Genomic DNA, 15,795 nt, shown 5'->3' with positions numbered 1-15,795 from the left:
CCAGGAAAAACTTCAGTGGCAGCCAAGTAGCGCTTGCGCACCTGGTGCTGCTGGAACTGGCGATGCATGGCAATCTCGCTTTTTTTATCCTTTGCGAAAAAAACCAACCCCTGGGCCGGCAGATCCAGCCGGTTGATCGGCGCCGCCCGGTAGCGGATGTGTTTTTCGTCAAAGTATTTCTGGACCCAGCGCAGCAGGTTGTCGATATCACTGTATGGTGTGGGCTGGACCGGCACGCCGCCCTGTTTAAAGACGACCAACAACTGCTCGTCCTCGAACTTGATGTCTTCGGGAAGCAGCCGGAATTCCCGGAGGGTGAATTTCGGCCGGTCAACGCGAATGAGCTGGGAAGTGACGATCATGCGCCCGTCCCTTAAACGCGCCTTGCGCTCGTTGTCCCAGACGCTCCCCTGCAACAGCAGTTCCTGAGCCTGATCGGCCGTGACCCGCAGGTGCTTCTGCAGCGCCTCGGACAACAGCATGCTCTGCCCCGCCTTGAGGCGGATGAAGTAGCGCTCCAGGTTCTGATACGATGGTTTGGGGCCAGGCATGCGGTCATTTTAGAGCTTCACCGAAAGTCTGTCAATTGCCCTTGACACGGTGTACGGCAGACGGTGGACGGTCGATGGTGAGAAAAGACTCATTTCATTAAAAAAGCCCAAGCCCGCCTCCCATTTCTTACCGTGTACCGTAAACCGTCAACCGTACACCGATGGCAGCAGGCCATCCCCCTCCCTTGACAAAATCCGGCAACTAATCTATAAAATCGTTTTGCATTTATCCGCAACACGATAAGCAAGATCGACCGGAGGACAAATATGACCAACATGCGCACGTATGAAGAAGAGCTCAAGGATTTCAAGTGGGCAATTTCAGAGAAGGAACTTGGCTACAAAGCCGGCGACGTCATCAACATCGGTGAATTCTGCAGCGATCGCATCTGCCGCCAGGGCAAGGGCGGCAAGCTGGCCTTGATCTGGGAAGGCCATGCCGGCGAAGTGAAAAAGTACACCTTCAACGATATGCGCCTGCTGACCAATGCCATCGCCCAGTTCCTTAAAAATCTCGGGCTGCAGCCCGGCGAGCGCATCTGCCTGTTCATGGACAAGGTTCCCGAGCTTTATTTCGGTTTCCTGGCCATCCTGAAAATGGGCGGCATCGCCCAGCCGCTCTTCTCGGCCTTCGGCGCCGAATCGCTGCTCACCCGTTTGGCCGATGCCGGCACGGCGGCGATCATCACCCAGAAGAAGCACGTGGCCAAGGTGCGCGCCCTGCTGAAAGACATGCCTGGGCTGCGCCACATCATTATTGTTGACGACGACAAAGCAAAACCGTTGCGTGAAAGGGAAATCGCCCTGGACATGGAAAAAGAGCCGAAGGTCGAAACCTTCGCCAGCTTTCCGAGCAAGGCCGAGACCCCATCGGTGCTGCACTACACCTCCGGCACCACCGGCAAGCCCAAGGGCGCCCAGCACGTCCATTACTCGCTCATCTCGCAGTACATCACCGCCAAGTATGTCCTCGACCTGAAGGAGGACGACATCTACTGGTGCACGGCCGATCCGGGCTGGGTCACCGGCACCTCCTACGGCATCATTGGCGCCTGGGCCAACGGCGTCACCCAGTGCGTCCTCGACGCCGGTTTCAAGGCCGAGTCGTGGTACCGCTTCATCGAAAAATACCGCGTCAGCGTCTGGTACTCGGCGCCGACCGCCATCCGCTCCCTGATGAAGGAGGGCGACGAGATCGTCAAGAAATTCGATCTCTCCTGTTTGCGCCACCTCTGCTCGGTCGGCGAACCGCTCAACGCCGAGGCGGTGCTTTGGTCGAAGAAGGTCTTCGGCCTGTTCTTCCACGACACCTTCTGGCAGACCGAGACCGGCAGCATGATGATCAGCAACTACCCGACGATGAAGATCAAGCCCGGCTCCATGGGCAAGCCCTTTCCCGGCATCACCGCCACCGTGGTCGACCTGAAGACCCACGAGCCGATCACCAAGGCCGGCATCGTCGGCCTGATAGCCATCAAGCCGGGATGGCCGTCGATGTTCCGCACCTACTGGAAAAACGAAGAAACCTATAAAAGCAAGTTCAAGAACGGCTGGTACATCTGCGGCGACCGCGCCTCGATCGACGAGGACGGCTATTTCTGGTTCGTCGGCCGCGACGACGACGTGATCAACACCGCCGGCCATTTGGTCGGCCCCTTCGAGATCGAGTCGGCGCTGCTCGAGCACGAGTCGGTGGCCGAGTCGGCCGTCGTCGGCAAGCCCGACCCGGTGAACATGGAGGTGGTCAAGGCCTTCATCGCCCTGAAACCGGGTTTCCAGGCATCCAAGGAGCTGGAGCTGGACATCATGAACTTCGTCCGCAAGAAGCTCTCGGCCCTGGCCATGCCCCAGGAGATCGAGTTCGTCCCCGGACTGCCCAAGACGCGCTCGGGCAAGATCATGCGCCGCGTGCTGCGCGCCCAGGAGTGGGGCGAGGAGATCGGCGACATCTCGACCCTGGAGAACGACTGAGATTAAATTTAAACAGAGAAATCTTTTTCAAGAGTTGAAAATTAAGTTTGCTATCATCTGATCGATATTTTAATAATTTAGTTCCCTACTAAGCCATTTTTCAAATGACTCCTCGTCAATTTTGCTGCCTCTCCAAACTCCATTGGAGTAAAAATATTTTAAATGATCCAAAAAAGATAAAACTTCTTTTTTTGTGACAAAATGCCAGAGATCAGTTTAAGCGGAAATGCCAGCGCCGTTTCTGGCGAGCCAACAGCCGCGATTGGGCTCAATTCCACGATCCAAAGAATTGCGCCGGGCTATAAGCGGAATGGGAAAAGTAATAATGAAAGACCTTTTACCAATACTTTTATTCACCCTCACTTTAAGTCTTATTATTCGGATTAGGGGTACCCTTCATTAATTGTTCTGCTAGATCTAAATACTTAACTTTAATTTCAACATACATCTTACTGATATATATTTCGGCAAGCAAGACCATTGTGGCTAACCATATTGATTCTTTTGGTTTATTTTCTATATGATCTTTGAAAGTAAACTGTTTCCCATTAATCTCAAGTTTCTCATTAAATCCTAAAGACATTGCTTCCACAAAAGATTTTCTCTTTTCTGGATTGAGTTTCTTAAAATAATCATCAAATGAAAATCCAACATTTTTTATGTCATGCACAAGGCTATTTCTCAATTCAGAAAGTGTTTTAATGAATCGTCGATATTTCTTCTCCAATAGGTTCATATCTTTTATGAATGCCAATTTTCCTTTACGATTATCGCTTAATTCAAGTAAAGTGAAAACATTAATTAGTTCTTGCTTGCCGCTTGCTACAACTAAAATATGCGTAACGGCAGCTTCAACCAATGAGTGAATTTTTATTATAAAAGACCAATCATCCTCCTCAAGTAAAGAAGAATAAAAGTTGGAAGGGAGACCTAAAGATTTCTCAATCTCATGAACAGCATCATAAAGATTGTCATCAGCCATTATTAAACTCCTTTTATTTCTAAGCTACAATTTATTTTCTATCATTCGTTTTTGCACTAATTTAACTTCTCTCTCTATTTCTTCTAACATCAAGAAACTTTTCCATAATACTCTTAATGTTTTTTTGAAAAGCTCTTTCCCGAGCTTTCATTGAGCCATGAATTAATTTTTGTTATAGATATTTGAGAAATATTTGTTTCACCACGCATTACTTTATTGAATGTTAAAATTGATAGGTCTATTTCCTTTGCACATCTATTTTTAGATAATCTTCTGCGGCCTATTTCTGCAAGAACTTTTTCTTTTAGATGGTTTATATAAATTGGAGTGATTTCAGAAGTCCCTTCGCGCATAGTTGTTTCAAACTCTACTTGGATTTCATGTTCATTAAATGTAGACCCCATGAATCCTAATGCTTGCAAGATATGATCAATTGACATTTCTTGTTTTCCTTCAAGATCGGCAATAGTCCGTGCAACTTGAAGAACTTTCACTGCGCCCCTCATACTTAAATTCTTTTCTCCTTGGATTTTATCAAATTCATGTAAATCAGCGGCGGGAAGTTTAAGTAGGTGAAAATATTTCCGTGTATCTTCCAATTCGGCGTTAACTTGAATTGGAAGTCCTTTATATCTTTCGGTCTGTCTTTCTCTCGCCTTTTTTATTCGATCCCTAACTAATTTGGATCTCTCTCCACTATTAGAAGCAAATCGTTGTTCGGGATTTAATGAATAAACTCGAACTTTTAAATCGACTCGATCAAGAAATGGCCCACTTAATCGTCTAAGATAAGAATCAACCGAACCTTTTGAACATTTACATTTGTGTATAGTATTTGCATTTGGATGATCTTCACACTCACCATTCTGTCTCCAAATTGTTTTGGCACAAATCGAGCATTTATATTCTCCATAATAACCACATGTACAAGGATTCATAGCGGAAACCAATGCAAAATTACACATGAATTCAATTGATCCAGATGCACGGCCAATGACGATCTTTTTTTCGGCTAATGCTGCTCTTAGTTGGTCCACATAACCTATTGGAAATTGAGGCAATTCATCAAGAAAGAGAACTCCATTATGAGCTAGAGAAACCTCCCCTGGTTCAATATCCCCACTTTGTCCACGACCTCCTAAAATATTAACTAATGAAGCAGATGTATGTACTTGACGAAATGGTCTCATGATTTTTACTTGGCCCTGTTTAAGAAGCCCTTTTGCGCTATATATTTGATTAATCTCAAAACATTCCTTTGTTGTAAGATTGGGCATTATTCCTGGAATTGCTTTTGCTAACATTGTTTTACCTTCTCCAGGAGGGCCGAAAAGTAGAACTGAATGCCCACCAGCAATAGCAATTTCAATTGCTCTTTTGGCAATATCTTGTCCGACAATATCACTGTAATCTGTATATGCTTTCATTTCTTGATCTTTGGGAATTGAGTTTATTATTGCTTTGAGATCATTTTTTATGGGATCGATCTTAATTTCTCCCAAAATAAAATTCACAACTTCATTAATATGGGAAACGCAAAATACTTGAGCATTAATATCTTTAAAAAGTAAAATACTTGCTTCGTGTTTAGATTCAATAGGGACAATTATTTTAGCGCCTTTAGGAGCCTTCGAAATCATTCCAAGAAGAGAACGAGTGCTTTTCAATTCTCCTGACAATCTCAACTCACCAATGATTACCCAGTCTGATTTATAAATCCTCTTAAGTCGCTCTCTTCTTAATTGGTTACGCAAACGGATTTCTTCAATTACTTTTCTAAAATCTTCTGGATTTTTATCTTTATTATCTTCTACTTTTTCAGACTCTTCAGTTGTTTCTCCAAGTATCCCTAAAATGGCAACTATTGGTGCCTCTAGGGTTGTTCCCTCTTTAGGCAAATCTGCTGGGGCTAGATTTATAGTTACTTCATATTTAGGATAAGTTAATCCACTGTTTCTTAGAGCATTTTGCCAGCGAGGAACTCCTTGTTTCAATGCAACTTGCGGAAGTCCAAGCAAACGAATATCTAGAGACTCAGATTTTGTAGGTGCAGCGATATTTACTTGGGCTTCGATTGTAATTAGATGCCCGCCTGTTCCTTCGGGAACCACTCCATAAAAAGACATTTTTATCTCCTCATGTGGGGATGTTTATTTATATGACATTTTTCGCACAAAGTAATCAAATTTGATATATTATTCGATCCCCCTCTAGATAAAGGGATAACATGATGAACATGTAGAACCTGATATTCAGTTCCACAAGACTTGCAATGATAATCATCCCTTTCCCGAACAGCTCTTGATACTTCTTCCCAATTTGAAGGATAGCCGTTTTCACAAAGATGGCTTCGAAGTTCTATTATAAATTGATGGTCAACGTCAGATAAATCTTTAACATTATTGGAGATTTCAACTATTTCTTTTTCAATTTCATCAAATAGAGCATAATATTTCCTTTGAACATCCCGCTTTTTTATTTCTAATTCGATTTAGTTTTTTTCAATGTTATTAATTATCCCAAAAGTAAGAATTAAGATTAGTCTATCTATGATTATTTTATACCAAGGGATGTACATAACATTTTTTAATTCTTTTTTATATTTTGATTTTGTTTGATCGAAAAGTTTATGTAAATATGACAAATCTTCTTTTGTTTTTAATAGATCGCTATGAATTCTTGGGAAATTGCTGTTTGCCATTTTGTGCTTGACCTGCCCCCATTTATTGTACCACATGCAATGTTAGTCTTTGAAGCATAATTGCCTCTGGAGCTGGAGGGCGATAGCGCTTTCTTGCGGCCACGGTACGCTACACGTTTTTTGGCAAGGGCGATTCCTTCGCGCTGGCGCTCGCGGATCAGGGCCCGCTCAAATTCAGCGAAGGCGCCATTTTACTTCATGCCAAGAAAATTCAGCAAGGCCTGAACACGTTCAAACACATCCCGCATCATTATCTCTCGTTCATCCGCATCGCTGATTTCATCAAAATCAACTGCAAATTTGGGCCCATAATCGTCAACGCTGGAAAACAACTGGGCGATACATTGAAAGCCTTCGCGGATCAATTCATTTTGCAAATGGGGACTGATTTCCTTCGCCAATGCTTCCAGGCTGCCCGGGTAATTCTGCAGACAATAGTAAATATCCCAGGCATCTTTGGTTTTAAGCCGATCAGAAAAAGCTCGACCCTTCAAGGCCAGAAAAAGAGTTAGCGAAGCAATCCGAATCTCAACTCTTTCTTTCCGGCCATCGGAAAACTCACCATTAACAGATACACAAAAAGACGATTCCGAGAACAACCGAGTTTCCGATTTGTCTGAAACCGCTCCCGAATTTCCAACCGCCGCAAATTGTAAGGGAAACAGATCGACTCGTACCCGAATTGTTTTTCCATGCATCGGCACTGGACGCCACATAATAGTAGGATCTTCGTCACGCTCAAATCCATGATTTGCCAAAAGTGTGCGGATATCATTCTTCCCCGTCTGTTGCAGTAATTGTTCGCTGAGGGCCAGGTCCACATCCATGCTGCCCACATACTGAGCTTTTGGTGCGCTGAAAATGAATTCAGGCACCCAGCCGCCGATCAAAACGATTTGCTCCCGGTATTTATTCAACAGCTGAAATACTTCGCACAAAACTCCCCGCGCCGCAGCAACCTTGTCTTCAGTGAAATTTGATTTTTTTACCATGTTTTCTTAATCACTTCTTGAAAAAGAGTTTCTGCAGCTTCCTCGCCCCGGCCGCGAAACCCGATCAAATCCAAATAGAGTTGGATCGGTGCCGCAATGCGGACGCCTTGAATTGACTCGGAGGTGAAAAATATCGCGTCGTCAAACGGTTTCAGAAACATGACATTGGCTCCGCTGCTCACAGCTTTGAAGTCAAGGTCCCGAACTATCTTTGACCAATCACCGGCGATGAAGACCATGACTCGGTTGTACTTGACCGCTGGCGCCAGGCGGGCTGCCCCCGAAAAACCGGTAAAGGCATAGTCAACATCATGGTTACGGCAGTAAGCGGCAATCCTCTCTTCGATTTCCGGAATGACCGACAAAGAATAATATTCTTGCATGAAATTTTTTTTGAAGGAGTAATGTTCGCTCCATTCCTTCAGGAGTTTTCCCGGTTCCCGCAATAGAATTCCATCATCCACAGCCTGCAGCCATTCCCGATCAAGGAGCATTTTTTTGACATTGGCCGTCTGCCCCAGGCTCACCCGGGCTACTTGCGCCAGGGGTTGTAACTTCCAGGCTTGCCGCGGATCCTTCAGCAGCACCCGCAATATGCGGGCCGCTTTGGGCGAATAGAAGGAACGCAAATACCTCTTTTGAATGAAAGGATTGGCCTGACCGCGATGCCCGATAAACATAGTGTCGAATTCGAGCCGGCAGTTCCCGGCAAAATCGGCATAGCCGACGTTTTCCTGGATACAGATTTCAGCGGAACGTTCTGATATGAAAGGCGCCATGAACACGGGATATGCCTGGGGCAATTTTTCTTTCAGACGCAGCAAATGATTCACAGCTTCATGCGCTAGCCGCGGCTGCCCGCTGTTCTTCACTTCCACAAGCAGTTGACGCGATTGATCGGCGATCTTCATGGTAACCAGCCAATCCGCTTCCAGGTTGGCCAGACGAAACTCTCTTTTCCATTTCAGATTACTAATAAAGGCGATTTCCGCCAAATATCCCCGCAAAGAATCCCGGGCTTTTTCTGAACAGCTACTCTCATTATCTTTCATTTATTTGCCATCTTTCAGCATTTGCTGAAAATATATAATATGATGAAAAATATCATTTGTCAAGCAAATTTCAGTAAATAAAATTTTTCAGCATTTGTTGAAAATATAATTTAAAATGAAAAGCCAAATTATTCCTGTCAATCTTGAGGAGAGGCTATTCCAGCAATTTTTCGATCCTCCCTGCCGCGGCGAAGAGGTCGGGCTCGACCCAGTCGGCCTCGGAGAAGTCCTGGCCGCGGGTGTAGTCGTTGGGAACGGCGATGACTGGGCAGCCGGCGGCCTTGCCGGCCAAAACGCCGTTGCGGGCGTCCTCAAGCACAAGGCACTCCCCCGACGGCAGCCCGAGCCGGCGGCAGGCGATACTGTAGATCTCGGGATCGGGCTTACCGCGATCGAGGCCGTCGGCCGTCTGCAGGACAGCGAAATAACCGCGAATGCGCAGCGTGTCGAGGGCGATGTCGAGGAACTCTTGCTGGGCGCCGGTGCCGACCGCCAGCTTCAGCCGGCCGTGAAAGGCCCGCAGGATTTCGTATAGTCCGGGCATGGCGCCCAGGTCGCGGCCCATCTTCTCCAGCATGAGGCGGTTGCGCCAGGCGAAGAGCTCATCGGCCGGGGTATCGATCCCCAGGATGCCGCGCAGGAGGCCCAGCGCCTCGATGGGCTTGCGCCCCATCAGCGGCCAGAGCTGCTCGTTTCGGATCTCCTTGCCGTAGGCGGCGGCCATCTCGCGCTCGGCGGCGAAATAGAGGCGCTCGGAGTCGATCATCAGCCCATCCATGTCGAAAATCAATGCGGACGGGCGTTGAATAGGCAGGTGAAGCATCCGTTATTATACACGATCCCTTTCCAGGCTTCAAAATGCGGGGGCGAGGAGATCGGCGACATCTCGACCCTGGAAAACGACTGAAAAGACCGTAGGGGCAGGCCCCCGTGCCTGCCCTGATTAAAGGGGCAACCACAGGGGGTTGCCCCAACCGGATTGGAGGTCTTGACAAGCACCGCGTTTCCATGTAAAAAATGTATTCCCAAGCAAAACAAGGAGATAAAAATGTCCGATCTTAAAAACACCATCCTCGATTACGTGAAAAAGGAGTACCTGGAGGAAGACGACGACCGCGAGGTCACGTTCAACACGCCGCTGATCTCGGGCGGCATTGTCGACTCCTTTTCCATGGTCTCCCTGAAAAGATTTTTAGAAACCCGATACAAGATCCAGATCCCCGACGCCAAGGCCACCCCGGAAGCGTTCGACTCGGTGGACAACATCATCACGCTGCTGCAGGGATTCAACATCCAGTAGGCGCATCATGGCATTCAATAACGACATCCGCGCCATTTACAAGACCGAGCTGGAAAGCATCCGCAGCGCCGGCATATTCAAGGAAGAACGCATCATCTGCTCCCCGCAGGACTCGGAGATCGAGGTGCAGTTCCCGGCCGGCTCCAAGCAGCAGCACGTGATCAACATGTGCGCCAACAACTATCTCGGCCTCTCGTCCCACCCCGACGTGGTCGAGGCGGCTCGGAAAGGGCTGGATGCCCGCGGCTACGGCATGTCCTCGGTGCGCTTTATCTGCGGCACCCAGGACATCCACAAGGAGCTGGAGGGCAAGCTGACGAAATTCCTCGGCACCGAGGACACCATCCTGTTCCCCTCCTGCATGGACGCCAACGCCGGCGTCTTCGAGGCCATCCTCAACGAGCAGGACGTGATGATCTCCGACCGCCTGGTGCACGCCTCGATCGTCGACGGCATGCGCCTGTGCAAGGCCCAGCAGGACACCTTCAAGCACTCCGACATGGGCCACCTGGAGGAGAAGCTCCAGCTCCACGCCGCCGCCCGCGTCAAGCTGATCATCACCGACGGCTCCTTCTCCATGGACGGCGACCTGGCCAAGCTGGACCAGATCGTGGCCCTGGCCGAGAAATACAACGCCCTGGTATTCGTCGACGACTCGCACGCCAGCGGCTTCATCGGCAAGACCGGCCGCGGCACCCACGAGCATTGCGGCGTGGTCGGCAAGATCGACATCATCACCACCACCCTGGGCAAGGCCCTGGGCGGCGCTTCGGGCGGCTGCGTCTCCGGCCGGCGCGAGCTGGTGGAAATGTGCCGCCAGAAGGCACGGCCCTACCTCTTCTCCAACACCATCCCGCCGGTGGTCGTCTCCGGCGCCATCGCCGTCCTCGACATCATCGCCAAGACCACCGAGCGCCGCGACAAGCTGGAACGCAACACCGCTTTCTGGCGAAAGGGGCTGACCGAAACCGGGCTGATCATCAAGGAGGGCGAAACCCCGATCGTGCCGGTGATGCTTTTCAATGCCAAGTTGTCCCAGGATTTCGCCAAGGAGCTTTACCAGGAAGGCATCTACGCCGTGGGCTTTTTCTTCCCGGTCGTGGCCAAGGGGCAGGCGCGCATCCGCACCCAGCTCTCCGCCGCCCACGAGCAGCACCATCTTGACAAAGCCCTGGCCGCCTTCACCAAGGTCGGCGCCAAATTCGGCATCCTGCACAAGAGCAAGCAGCAGATCATCGATCAATTCGGCATGTAACAACCAAATATCTGCCGGCAAGATTTCCGCGGCAGCCGTTTTTCCTATTGGCGCATCGACAGAGGCCGGAGTTTTCATTTTGCCAGAATTTGCCTTTTTTTAACAATTTAGCAATTTTTTGTTGACAAATGTATGAAATTATCACATTATATATGATTACAGGTGATTTAATATGACCAGAAAGACCTTTGCCATCGACAATGAATTGTTGTCGGCGTTGAACTTGTTTGCCAAAAAAGACCAGCGCGATTTTTCCAGCGCCTTGCGCTACGCCCTGAAGATCGGACTGGCGGCAATCGAAAATCCGGAAATGAACATTGAGGAGATCAAAGATGTCCTGGAAGCCAAAATCGATTACCAGGCCGGCCGGGTGCTGGCACTGGACATGGAAAAAATCTAATGCAGCTGCTTGAAACAGCCAAGTTCAGGAAACAAAGGGAAAGGCTGCAGGGAGAGAAGGAAAAGGAGTCATTAAAAAAGTCCATCCTGCAGATCTTGGCCGATCCCGCCAGCGGGAAAAAAATGAACGGCGAGCTGATGCCTTTTCACATTTACCGTTGCACGGTTGGCGGCCGGCCGCAGCGGTTGATCTACCAAATCGCCGCCGACTCGCTGGTCCTTTTTTCGTTCGGTCCCAAGCATACCGCCTTCAAGCCCTGACGCATATCTCAAGGTGATTTCCGATGAGCCGCAGCCAACCGGCAACCTTACGCGAAAAAATCGGCCAGATGCTGCTGATCGGTTTCCGCGGCCTTGAAGCTGACGAGCACTCGCCCATCGCCCGCGACATCCGCGCCGGCCGCATCGGCGGCGTGGTCCTGTTCGATCGCGACTTGGCCCTGGAAACGGCCGATCGCAATATCCGCTCGCCGCAACAGCTCAAGACCCTGGTCGAATCCCTGCAATCACGGGCAGACACTCCCCTATTGATCGCCATTGACCAGGAGGGCGGACATGTGGCCCGACTGAAAGAGAAAGCAGGCTTCCCGGCCACGGTATCGGCGCAAGCCCTGGGCCGGATGGATAATACGGAGCTGACTCTGGAATGCTCCGAGCGCACCGCCGTTGCCATGGCCGCCTGCGGCATCAACCTCAACTTCGCGCCGCTGGTCGATTTGAACGTCAACCCGCAAAACCCGATCATCGGCAAATACGAGCGCAGCTTCGGCGCCGATGCCGATCTGGTGGTCCGCCACGCGCTGGCCGTGATCGAAGGCCACCGCCGGCACCGCGTAGCCTGCTGCCTCAAGCATTTCCCCGGCCACGGCAGCTCGCGCCAGGATTCCCACCTGGGGTTCACCGACGTTAGCGACACCTGGCATGAAAGCGAGTTGCTGCCCTACCGGGAACTGATCGCCGGCGGCCAGGCCGAGGCGATCATGACCGCCCATATTTTCAACAGCCAGCTGGACAGCGAATTTCCGGCCACCCTTTCCAAGAAAACCATCTACCAGCTGCTGCGCCGGGAGATGCATTATACCGGCATCGTCATCTCCGACGACATGGAGATGAAGGCCATCAGCGCCGAATACAGTCGTGAAAAGGTCCTGGAACTGGCCTTGAACGCCGGCATCGATGTCGTTCTCATGGCCAACAACATGGTCTATGACCCGGACATCGCCAGCCGCACCCAGGAGACGATCCTGGGGCTGATCGCCGCCAAGCGCGTCAGCGCCGCGCGCATTGAGCGGGCCTGCCGCCGCGTCCAGGCCTGGAAACGATCCTGGCTGGCTATGGCCGAAAAATGAACCTGCCTGCCTGAGCCTTATTGTCCGCTTCTTTCCCGTTTTTCAATAATTTCAGACCCTGGGCAACTCCACGTGGAAGCTGCTGCCCCGGCCGGGTTCGTTCTCGGCCCAGATGCGGCCGCCGTGCTTGCGTACCAGCAGTTCGGCGATCGACAGCCCCAGCCCGGTCGACGATTCGCCGCCGGTGGGCTTGGCGCTCAAGCGCTGGAATTTTCCGAACAGCATCGTCCGATCCTCGGCCGTCAGCCCGGGTCCCTGGTCGCGGATGACCGCCAGCACAGTCTTTTCCCGGCAAAGGGTGCTGACCCCGATTTCAGCCTGGAAAGGGGAAAACTTAACGGCGTTGCTCAGCAGGTTGTCGAAGATCTCCTTCAGCCATTCCAGGTCGCCCATGACCAGGCAGGCGGGCTCGAGGGCGAGAACGAGCTTCTGCCCTTTCCGCTGCATCTGCTCACTGAAGCCCCTGCAAACCAGCATGAGCAGTTCGCCCAGATCGACCGTCTGCAGTTCCAGCTTGAAATCCCCCCTTTCAAAACGCGAGATCTCCAGCATCTCATTGACCAGCGCCAGCATGCGTTTGGAGGCCAGCGAGACCTTTTCGGCCAGCATGGCGCTGCCGGGAAGGCCGCGGTTCTGCTGCCTGATCAGGTCGGCCGCTCCCATGATGGCCTGCAACGGATTTTTCAAGTCATGAACCGCGATGCGCTGCATCTCATCCTGCACGCGGTTGGCCTGGAGCAACTCTTCGTTGACCCGGGAGAGTTGGGTGGTCCGCTCACGGACCTGGACCTCGAGCTCATGCCTGCGGCGCTCCAGACTGCGGAAGCGCCAGCGTAAGGCCATGACGGCCAGAAGCAGCAGCGCCAGGACGACCAGCACTTGGAACCAGAACGTCTGGTAGAAGAAAGGCCGCAGCTCGAAGACCAGTTTGGCTCCGCTCTCATTCCATTTGCCATCGTTGTTGCAGGCGATTACCCGGAAAGCGTAGCGCCCGGGCGGCAGGTTGGTGTAAGAAACCTGCCTTTGGCTGGTCTCCGCGCTCCAGTCGCGGTCGAATCCACTCAGCATGGTCTTGAAACGGTTTTTTTCGGGAACCAGAAAGCTGAGGGCGGTAAAAGTGAACTCCAGTTTTTTGCGCCCGGGGCCGATGACCACTGGCGCCGCCAAATCGACCTCCTGCCCCTCGACAATCATTTTTTCTATGAGCACCGGCGGGATGCGCTCATTGCGCTTGCTGTAGTCGGGATCGAGGACGGTCACCCCCTTGATGGTCGGAAACCATAGTCTGCCGTCCCGACATTTCCAACCGGCTGGCTGGGCCGGGCCGGTGCTCTCGACTCCGCGCACCCCTTCGGAAATGCCGAAGGAAAGCGATTGGACGTGCCAGATGACGCCGTCGGCGAAATCGTTCAGTTCCTTTTTGCTGGCCCGAAAAACTCCTTTGTTGCAGTTCATCCAGAGATAGCCGCGATCGTCCTCCAGGATCTGGAAGGCCACGTCGCTGTACAATCCGTCCCGGGAGCTGATGGTGCGGAACTCGCCGTTCTTGAAACGGATCAGCCCGCCGCTATTGGTGCCCAGCCACAACGCCCCATCCGCGTCGGGATGGATCGCCCAAATGGCGTTCTGGGAAGTGCCGGAACGAGGCTGGTACGCAGTAAATTTTCCATCCCGGAAACGGTAGAGGTCGCCATTATAGGTCCCGACCCAGACCGTGCCCTCGCGGTCCTGGCTGATGGCATAGATGAAATCGTCACCCAGTCCGTTGCGGCGGCTGTAGTTGACGATGCGGCCGTCCGGGTGCAGGATGTCGATGCCGCCGCCATTGGTCCCCACCCAGATCGTCCCGTCGCGGGCGGCCAGGACCGCGCGCACGATGTCATTGGCCAGGCCGTTGCGGGTCGAATACACGGCGGTGATCCTGCCATTCTGCAGGCGGTGCAGCCCGCCGCCATAGGTGCCGAACAGAATCGATCCGTCGTGGCTTTGGGCGATGGACCAGATGCGCAGGTCACGCAGGCCCTGTTTTTCGTTGAAAACCGTGAACGTGCCTGAACTGAAACGCACCAGGCCGCCGCCCACCGTACCGATCCAGATGATGCCTTCGCGGTCCTGCATGACCGACCGCGTCAGGTCGACCGGCAGGCCGTTTCTCCGGTTGTAAAAAATATAGCGGTCGTCCTTGAGGCGGTTCAAACCGCCGCCGTAGGTGCCGACCCATAAGCTGCCTTCCCTGTCCTCGACCAGGGTGCGGACCGAATCATTGGCCAAGCCGGATTGATGCTCCAGATGGCTGAATGCCTCGTTTTCGAACCTGTTCAAGCCGTCACTGCCGGTGCCGATCCACAGGACGCCTTGGTTGTCCTCGTAAATGACGCGGATCTCGTTCCCGGTCAGGCCGTCCTGGCGGGAATAAACGCGAAAAATCCCTTCCTTAAACCTGACCAAGCCGCCGCCGGCCGTGCCGATCCACAGCACCTTATTGCGGCCGGCGCAGAGGGACCAGATCGTGTTTCCCGGCTTGCCGCCCGGGAGCGTGTAGCGGCGGAAGCGGCCGGAATAATAGCTGAAAAGTCCATCACTGGTACCGACCCACATGGCATTATCCGGACCGGCACAGAGGGCCGAAATATAGTCCTGGTCCAGCCCGTCGCTAACCGTAAAGCTGGTGAAGACGCCATGCTCATAGCGGTTGAGCCCCTTGGTGGTGCCGATCCACAAAGCGCCCTGGGCATCGAATCCCAGCGCCAGGATGAAATCACTGGAAAGGCCATCGCCGATGGTGAAATTGCGGAACTGGCCAGCGCGGCGGCAAAGCAACCCGTTGGGCGTGCCGATCCATATCGCCCCATCCGCTCCTTCGACCATCACCATCATGCCATTGTTTTGCATTTCTGGAGTGTTGGATTTGTCGAAAACAGTGAAATGCAGCCCGTCGAAACGGGCCAGCCCTTCATAGGTACCAACCCACAGGTAGCCGTCCCGGGTCTGGATCATGCTCAGGACAGAATCCTGCGGGATGTTGCTGTTGTCGGTAGACCATTGATCGAGGATATACTGACTGATATCCTTCTGCGGATCCAGCCCCCAAGCCATCGCGCCGTTCAAGAAGAAAAAAGCGACCGCCAACAAAAACGACTGGCGGCGACGGGACGGCCGGTCCGCAGGATGTGCTGAAGTCCGGTGCATAAAATTTACTATAGCGCAAAACAGAAAAAAATAAAAGCGCTTTTCAAGATCCGG

Annotated in this window: 14 protein-coding genes and 1 pseudogene; 6 read left to right on the top strand and 9 right to left on the bottom strand. The window is 51.8% G+C overall.

Annotated features, from left to right (window positions below; all coding sequences use genetic code 11):
- Positions 1-551 (bottom strand): pseudouridine synthase (locus NTW95_14860; protein ID MCX6558688.1); only part of this gene is annotated, 551 nt, incomplete at its 3' end.
- Between the two features lie 249 nt (positions 552-800).
- Here NTW95_14860 and acsA point away from each other — a divergent pair.
- Positions 801-2,522 (top strand): acetate--CoA ligase, encoded by a 1,722-nt coding sequence (gene acsA / locus NTW95_14855; GenBank protein MCX6558687.1) that lies wholly within the window; start codon positions 801-803, stop codon positions 2,520-2,522.
- 364 nt (positions 2,523-2,886) lie between these two features.
- Here the strand turns inward: acsA and NTW95_14850 are convergent, their stop codons facing one another.
- The 7 genes and pseudogenes from NTW95_14850 to NTW95_14820 form a co-directional block, all read right to left on the bottom strand.
- Positions 2,887-3,504, bottom strand: a complete 618-nt coding sequence (locus NTW95_14850; GenBank protein MCX6558686.1) for a hypothetical protein — start codon at positions 3,502-3,504, stop codon at positions 2,887-2,889.
- A gap of 113 nt (positions 3,505-3,617) precedes the next feature.
- Positions 3,618-5,630, bottom strand: a complete 2,013-nt coding sequence (locus NTW95_14845) for an ATP-binding protein (GenBank protein MCX6558685.1) — start codon at positions 5,628-5,630, stop codon at positions 3,618-3,620.
- Between the two features lie 2 nt (positions 5,631-5,632).
- A complete protein-coding gene (locus NTW95_14840) occupies positions 5,633-5,866 on the bottom strand; it encodes an HNH endonuclease (GenBank protein ID MCX6558684.1) in 234 nt (77 codons plus the stop codon).
- A gap of 416 nt (positions 5,867-6,282) precedes the next feature.
- Positions 6,283-6,393: pseudogene (locus NTW95_14835) on the bottom strand (recombinase family protein).
- Between the two features lie 3 nt (positions 6,394-6,396).
- Positions 6,397-7,197: a hypothetical protein gene (locus NTW95_14830; GenBank protein ID MCX6558683.1), complete on the bottom strand. Its 801-nt coding sequence runs from the start codon at positions 7,195-7,197 to the stop codon at positions 6,397-6,399.
- Complete coding sequence (locus NTW95_14825; protein ID MCX6558682.1) at positions 7,191-8,249, bottom strand: type IV toxin-antitoxin system AbiEi family antitoxin; 1,059 nt, start codon at positions 8,247-8,249, stop codon at positions 7,191-7,193. The genes NTW95_14830 and NTW95_14825 overlap by 7 nt, the downstream gene beginning before the upstream one ends.
- Before the next feature lie 154 nt (positions 8,250-8,403).
- On the bottom strand, positions 8,404-9,072 hold the full coding sequence (locus NTW95_14820; GenBank protein MCX6558681.1) for an HAD family phosphatase: 669 nt from the start codon (positions 9,070-9,072) through the stop codon (positions 8,404-8,406).
- 225 nt (positions 9,073-9,297) lie between these two features.
- On the opposite strand from NTW95_14820, the gene NTW95_14815 reads away from it, so the two are divergent.
- The 5 genes from NTW95_14815 (at position 9,298) to NTW95_14795 (ending at position 12,552) form a co-directional block, all read left to right on the top strand.
- Complete coding sequence (locus NTW95_14815) at positions 9,298-9,549, top strand: acyl carrier protein (protein ID MCX6558680.1); 252 nt, start codon at positions 9,298-9,300, stop codon at positions 9,547-9,549.
- 7 nt (positions 9,550-9,556) lie between these two features.
- Positions 9,557-10,804, top strand: a complete 1,248-nt coding sequence (kbl, locus tag NTW95_14810) for a glycine C-acetyltransferase (protein ID MCX6558679.1) — start codon at positions 9,557-9,559, stop codon at positions 10,802-10,804.
- A 172-nt stretch (positions 10,805-10,976) separates the two neighbouring features.
- Entirely contained in the window at positions 10,977-11,204 is a 228-nt protein-coding gene (locus tag NTW95_14805) for a hypothetical protein (GenBank protein ID MCX6558678.1), read from the top strand.
- Complete coding sequence (locus NTW95_14800) at positions 11,204-11,464, top strand: type II toxin-antitoxin system RelE/ParE family toxin (GenBank protein MCX6558677.1); 261 nt, start codon at positions 11,204-11,206, stop codon at positions 11,462-11,464. The genes NTW95_14805 and NTW95_14800 overlap by 1 nt, the downstream gene beginning before the upstream one ends.
- A gap of 23 nt (positions 11,465-11,487) precedes the next feature.
- The gene (locus NTW95_14795) at positions 11,488-12,552 is read left to right on the top strand and encodes a glycoside hydrolase family 3 protein (GenBank protein MCX6558676.1); all 1,065 of its coding nucleotides are present in this window, start codon (positions 11,488-11,490) and stop codon (positions 12,550-12,552) included.
- Positions 12,553-12,603: 51 nt separating this feature from the next.
- Here NTW95_14795 and NTW95_14790 read toward each other — a convergent pair whose 3' ends face one another.
- Positions 12,604-15,648 (bottom strand): ATP-binding protein, encoded by a 3,045-nt coding sequence (locus tag NTW95_14790; GenBank protein MCX6558675.1) that lies wholly within the window; start codon positions 15,646-15,648, stop codon positions 12,604-12,606.
- Positions 15,649-15,795 lie beyond the last annotated feature (147 nt).

The organism is Candidatus Aminicenantes bacterium (assembly GCA_026393795.1).
Classification (GTDB): domain Bacteria; phylum Acidobacteriota; class Aminicenantia; order UBA2199; family UBA2199; genus UBA2199.
This window is presented reverse-complemented; position numbering and strand designations above follow the sequence as displayed.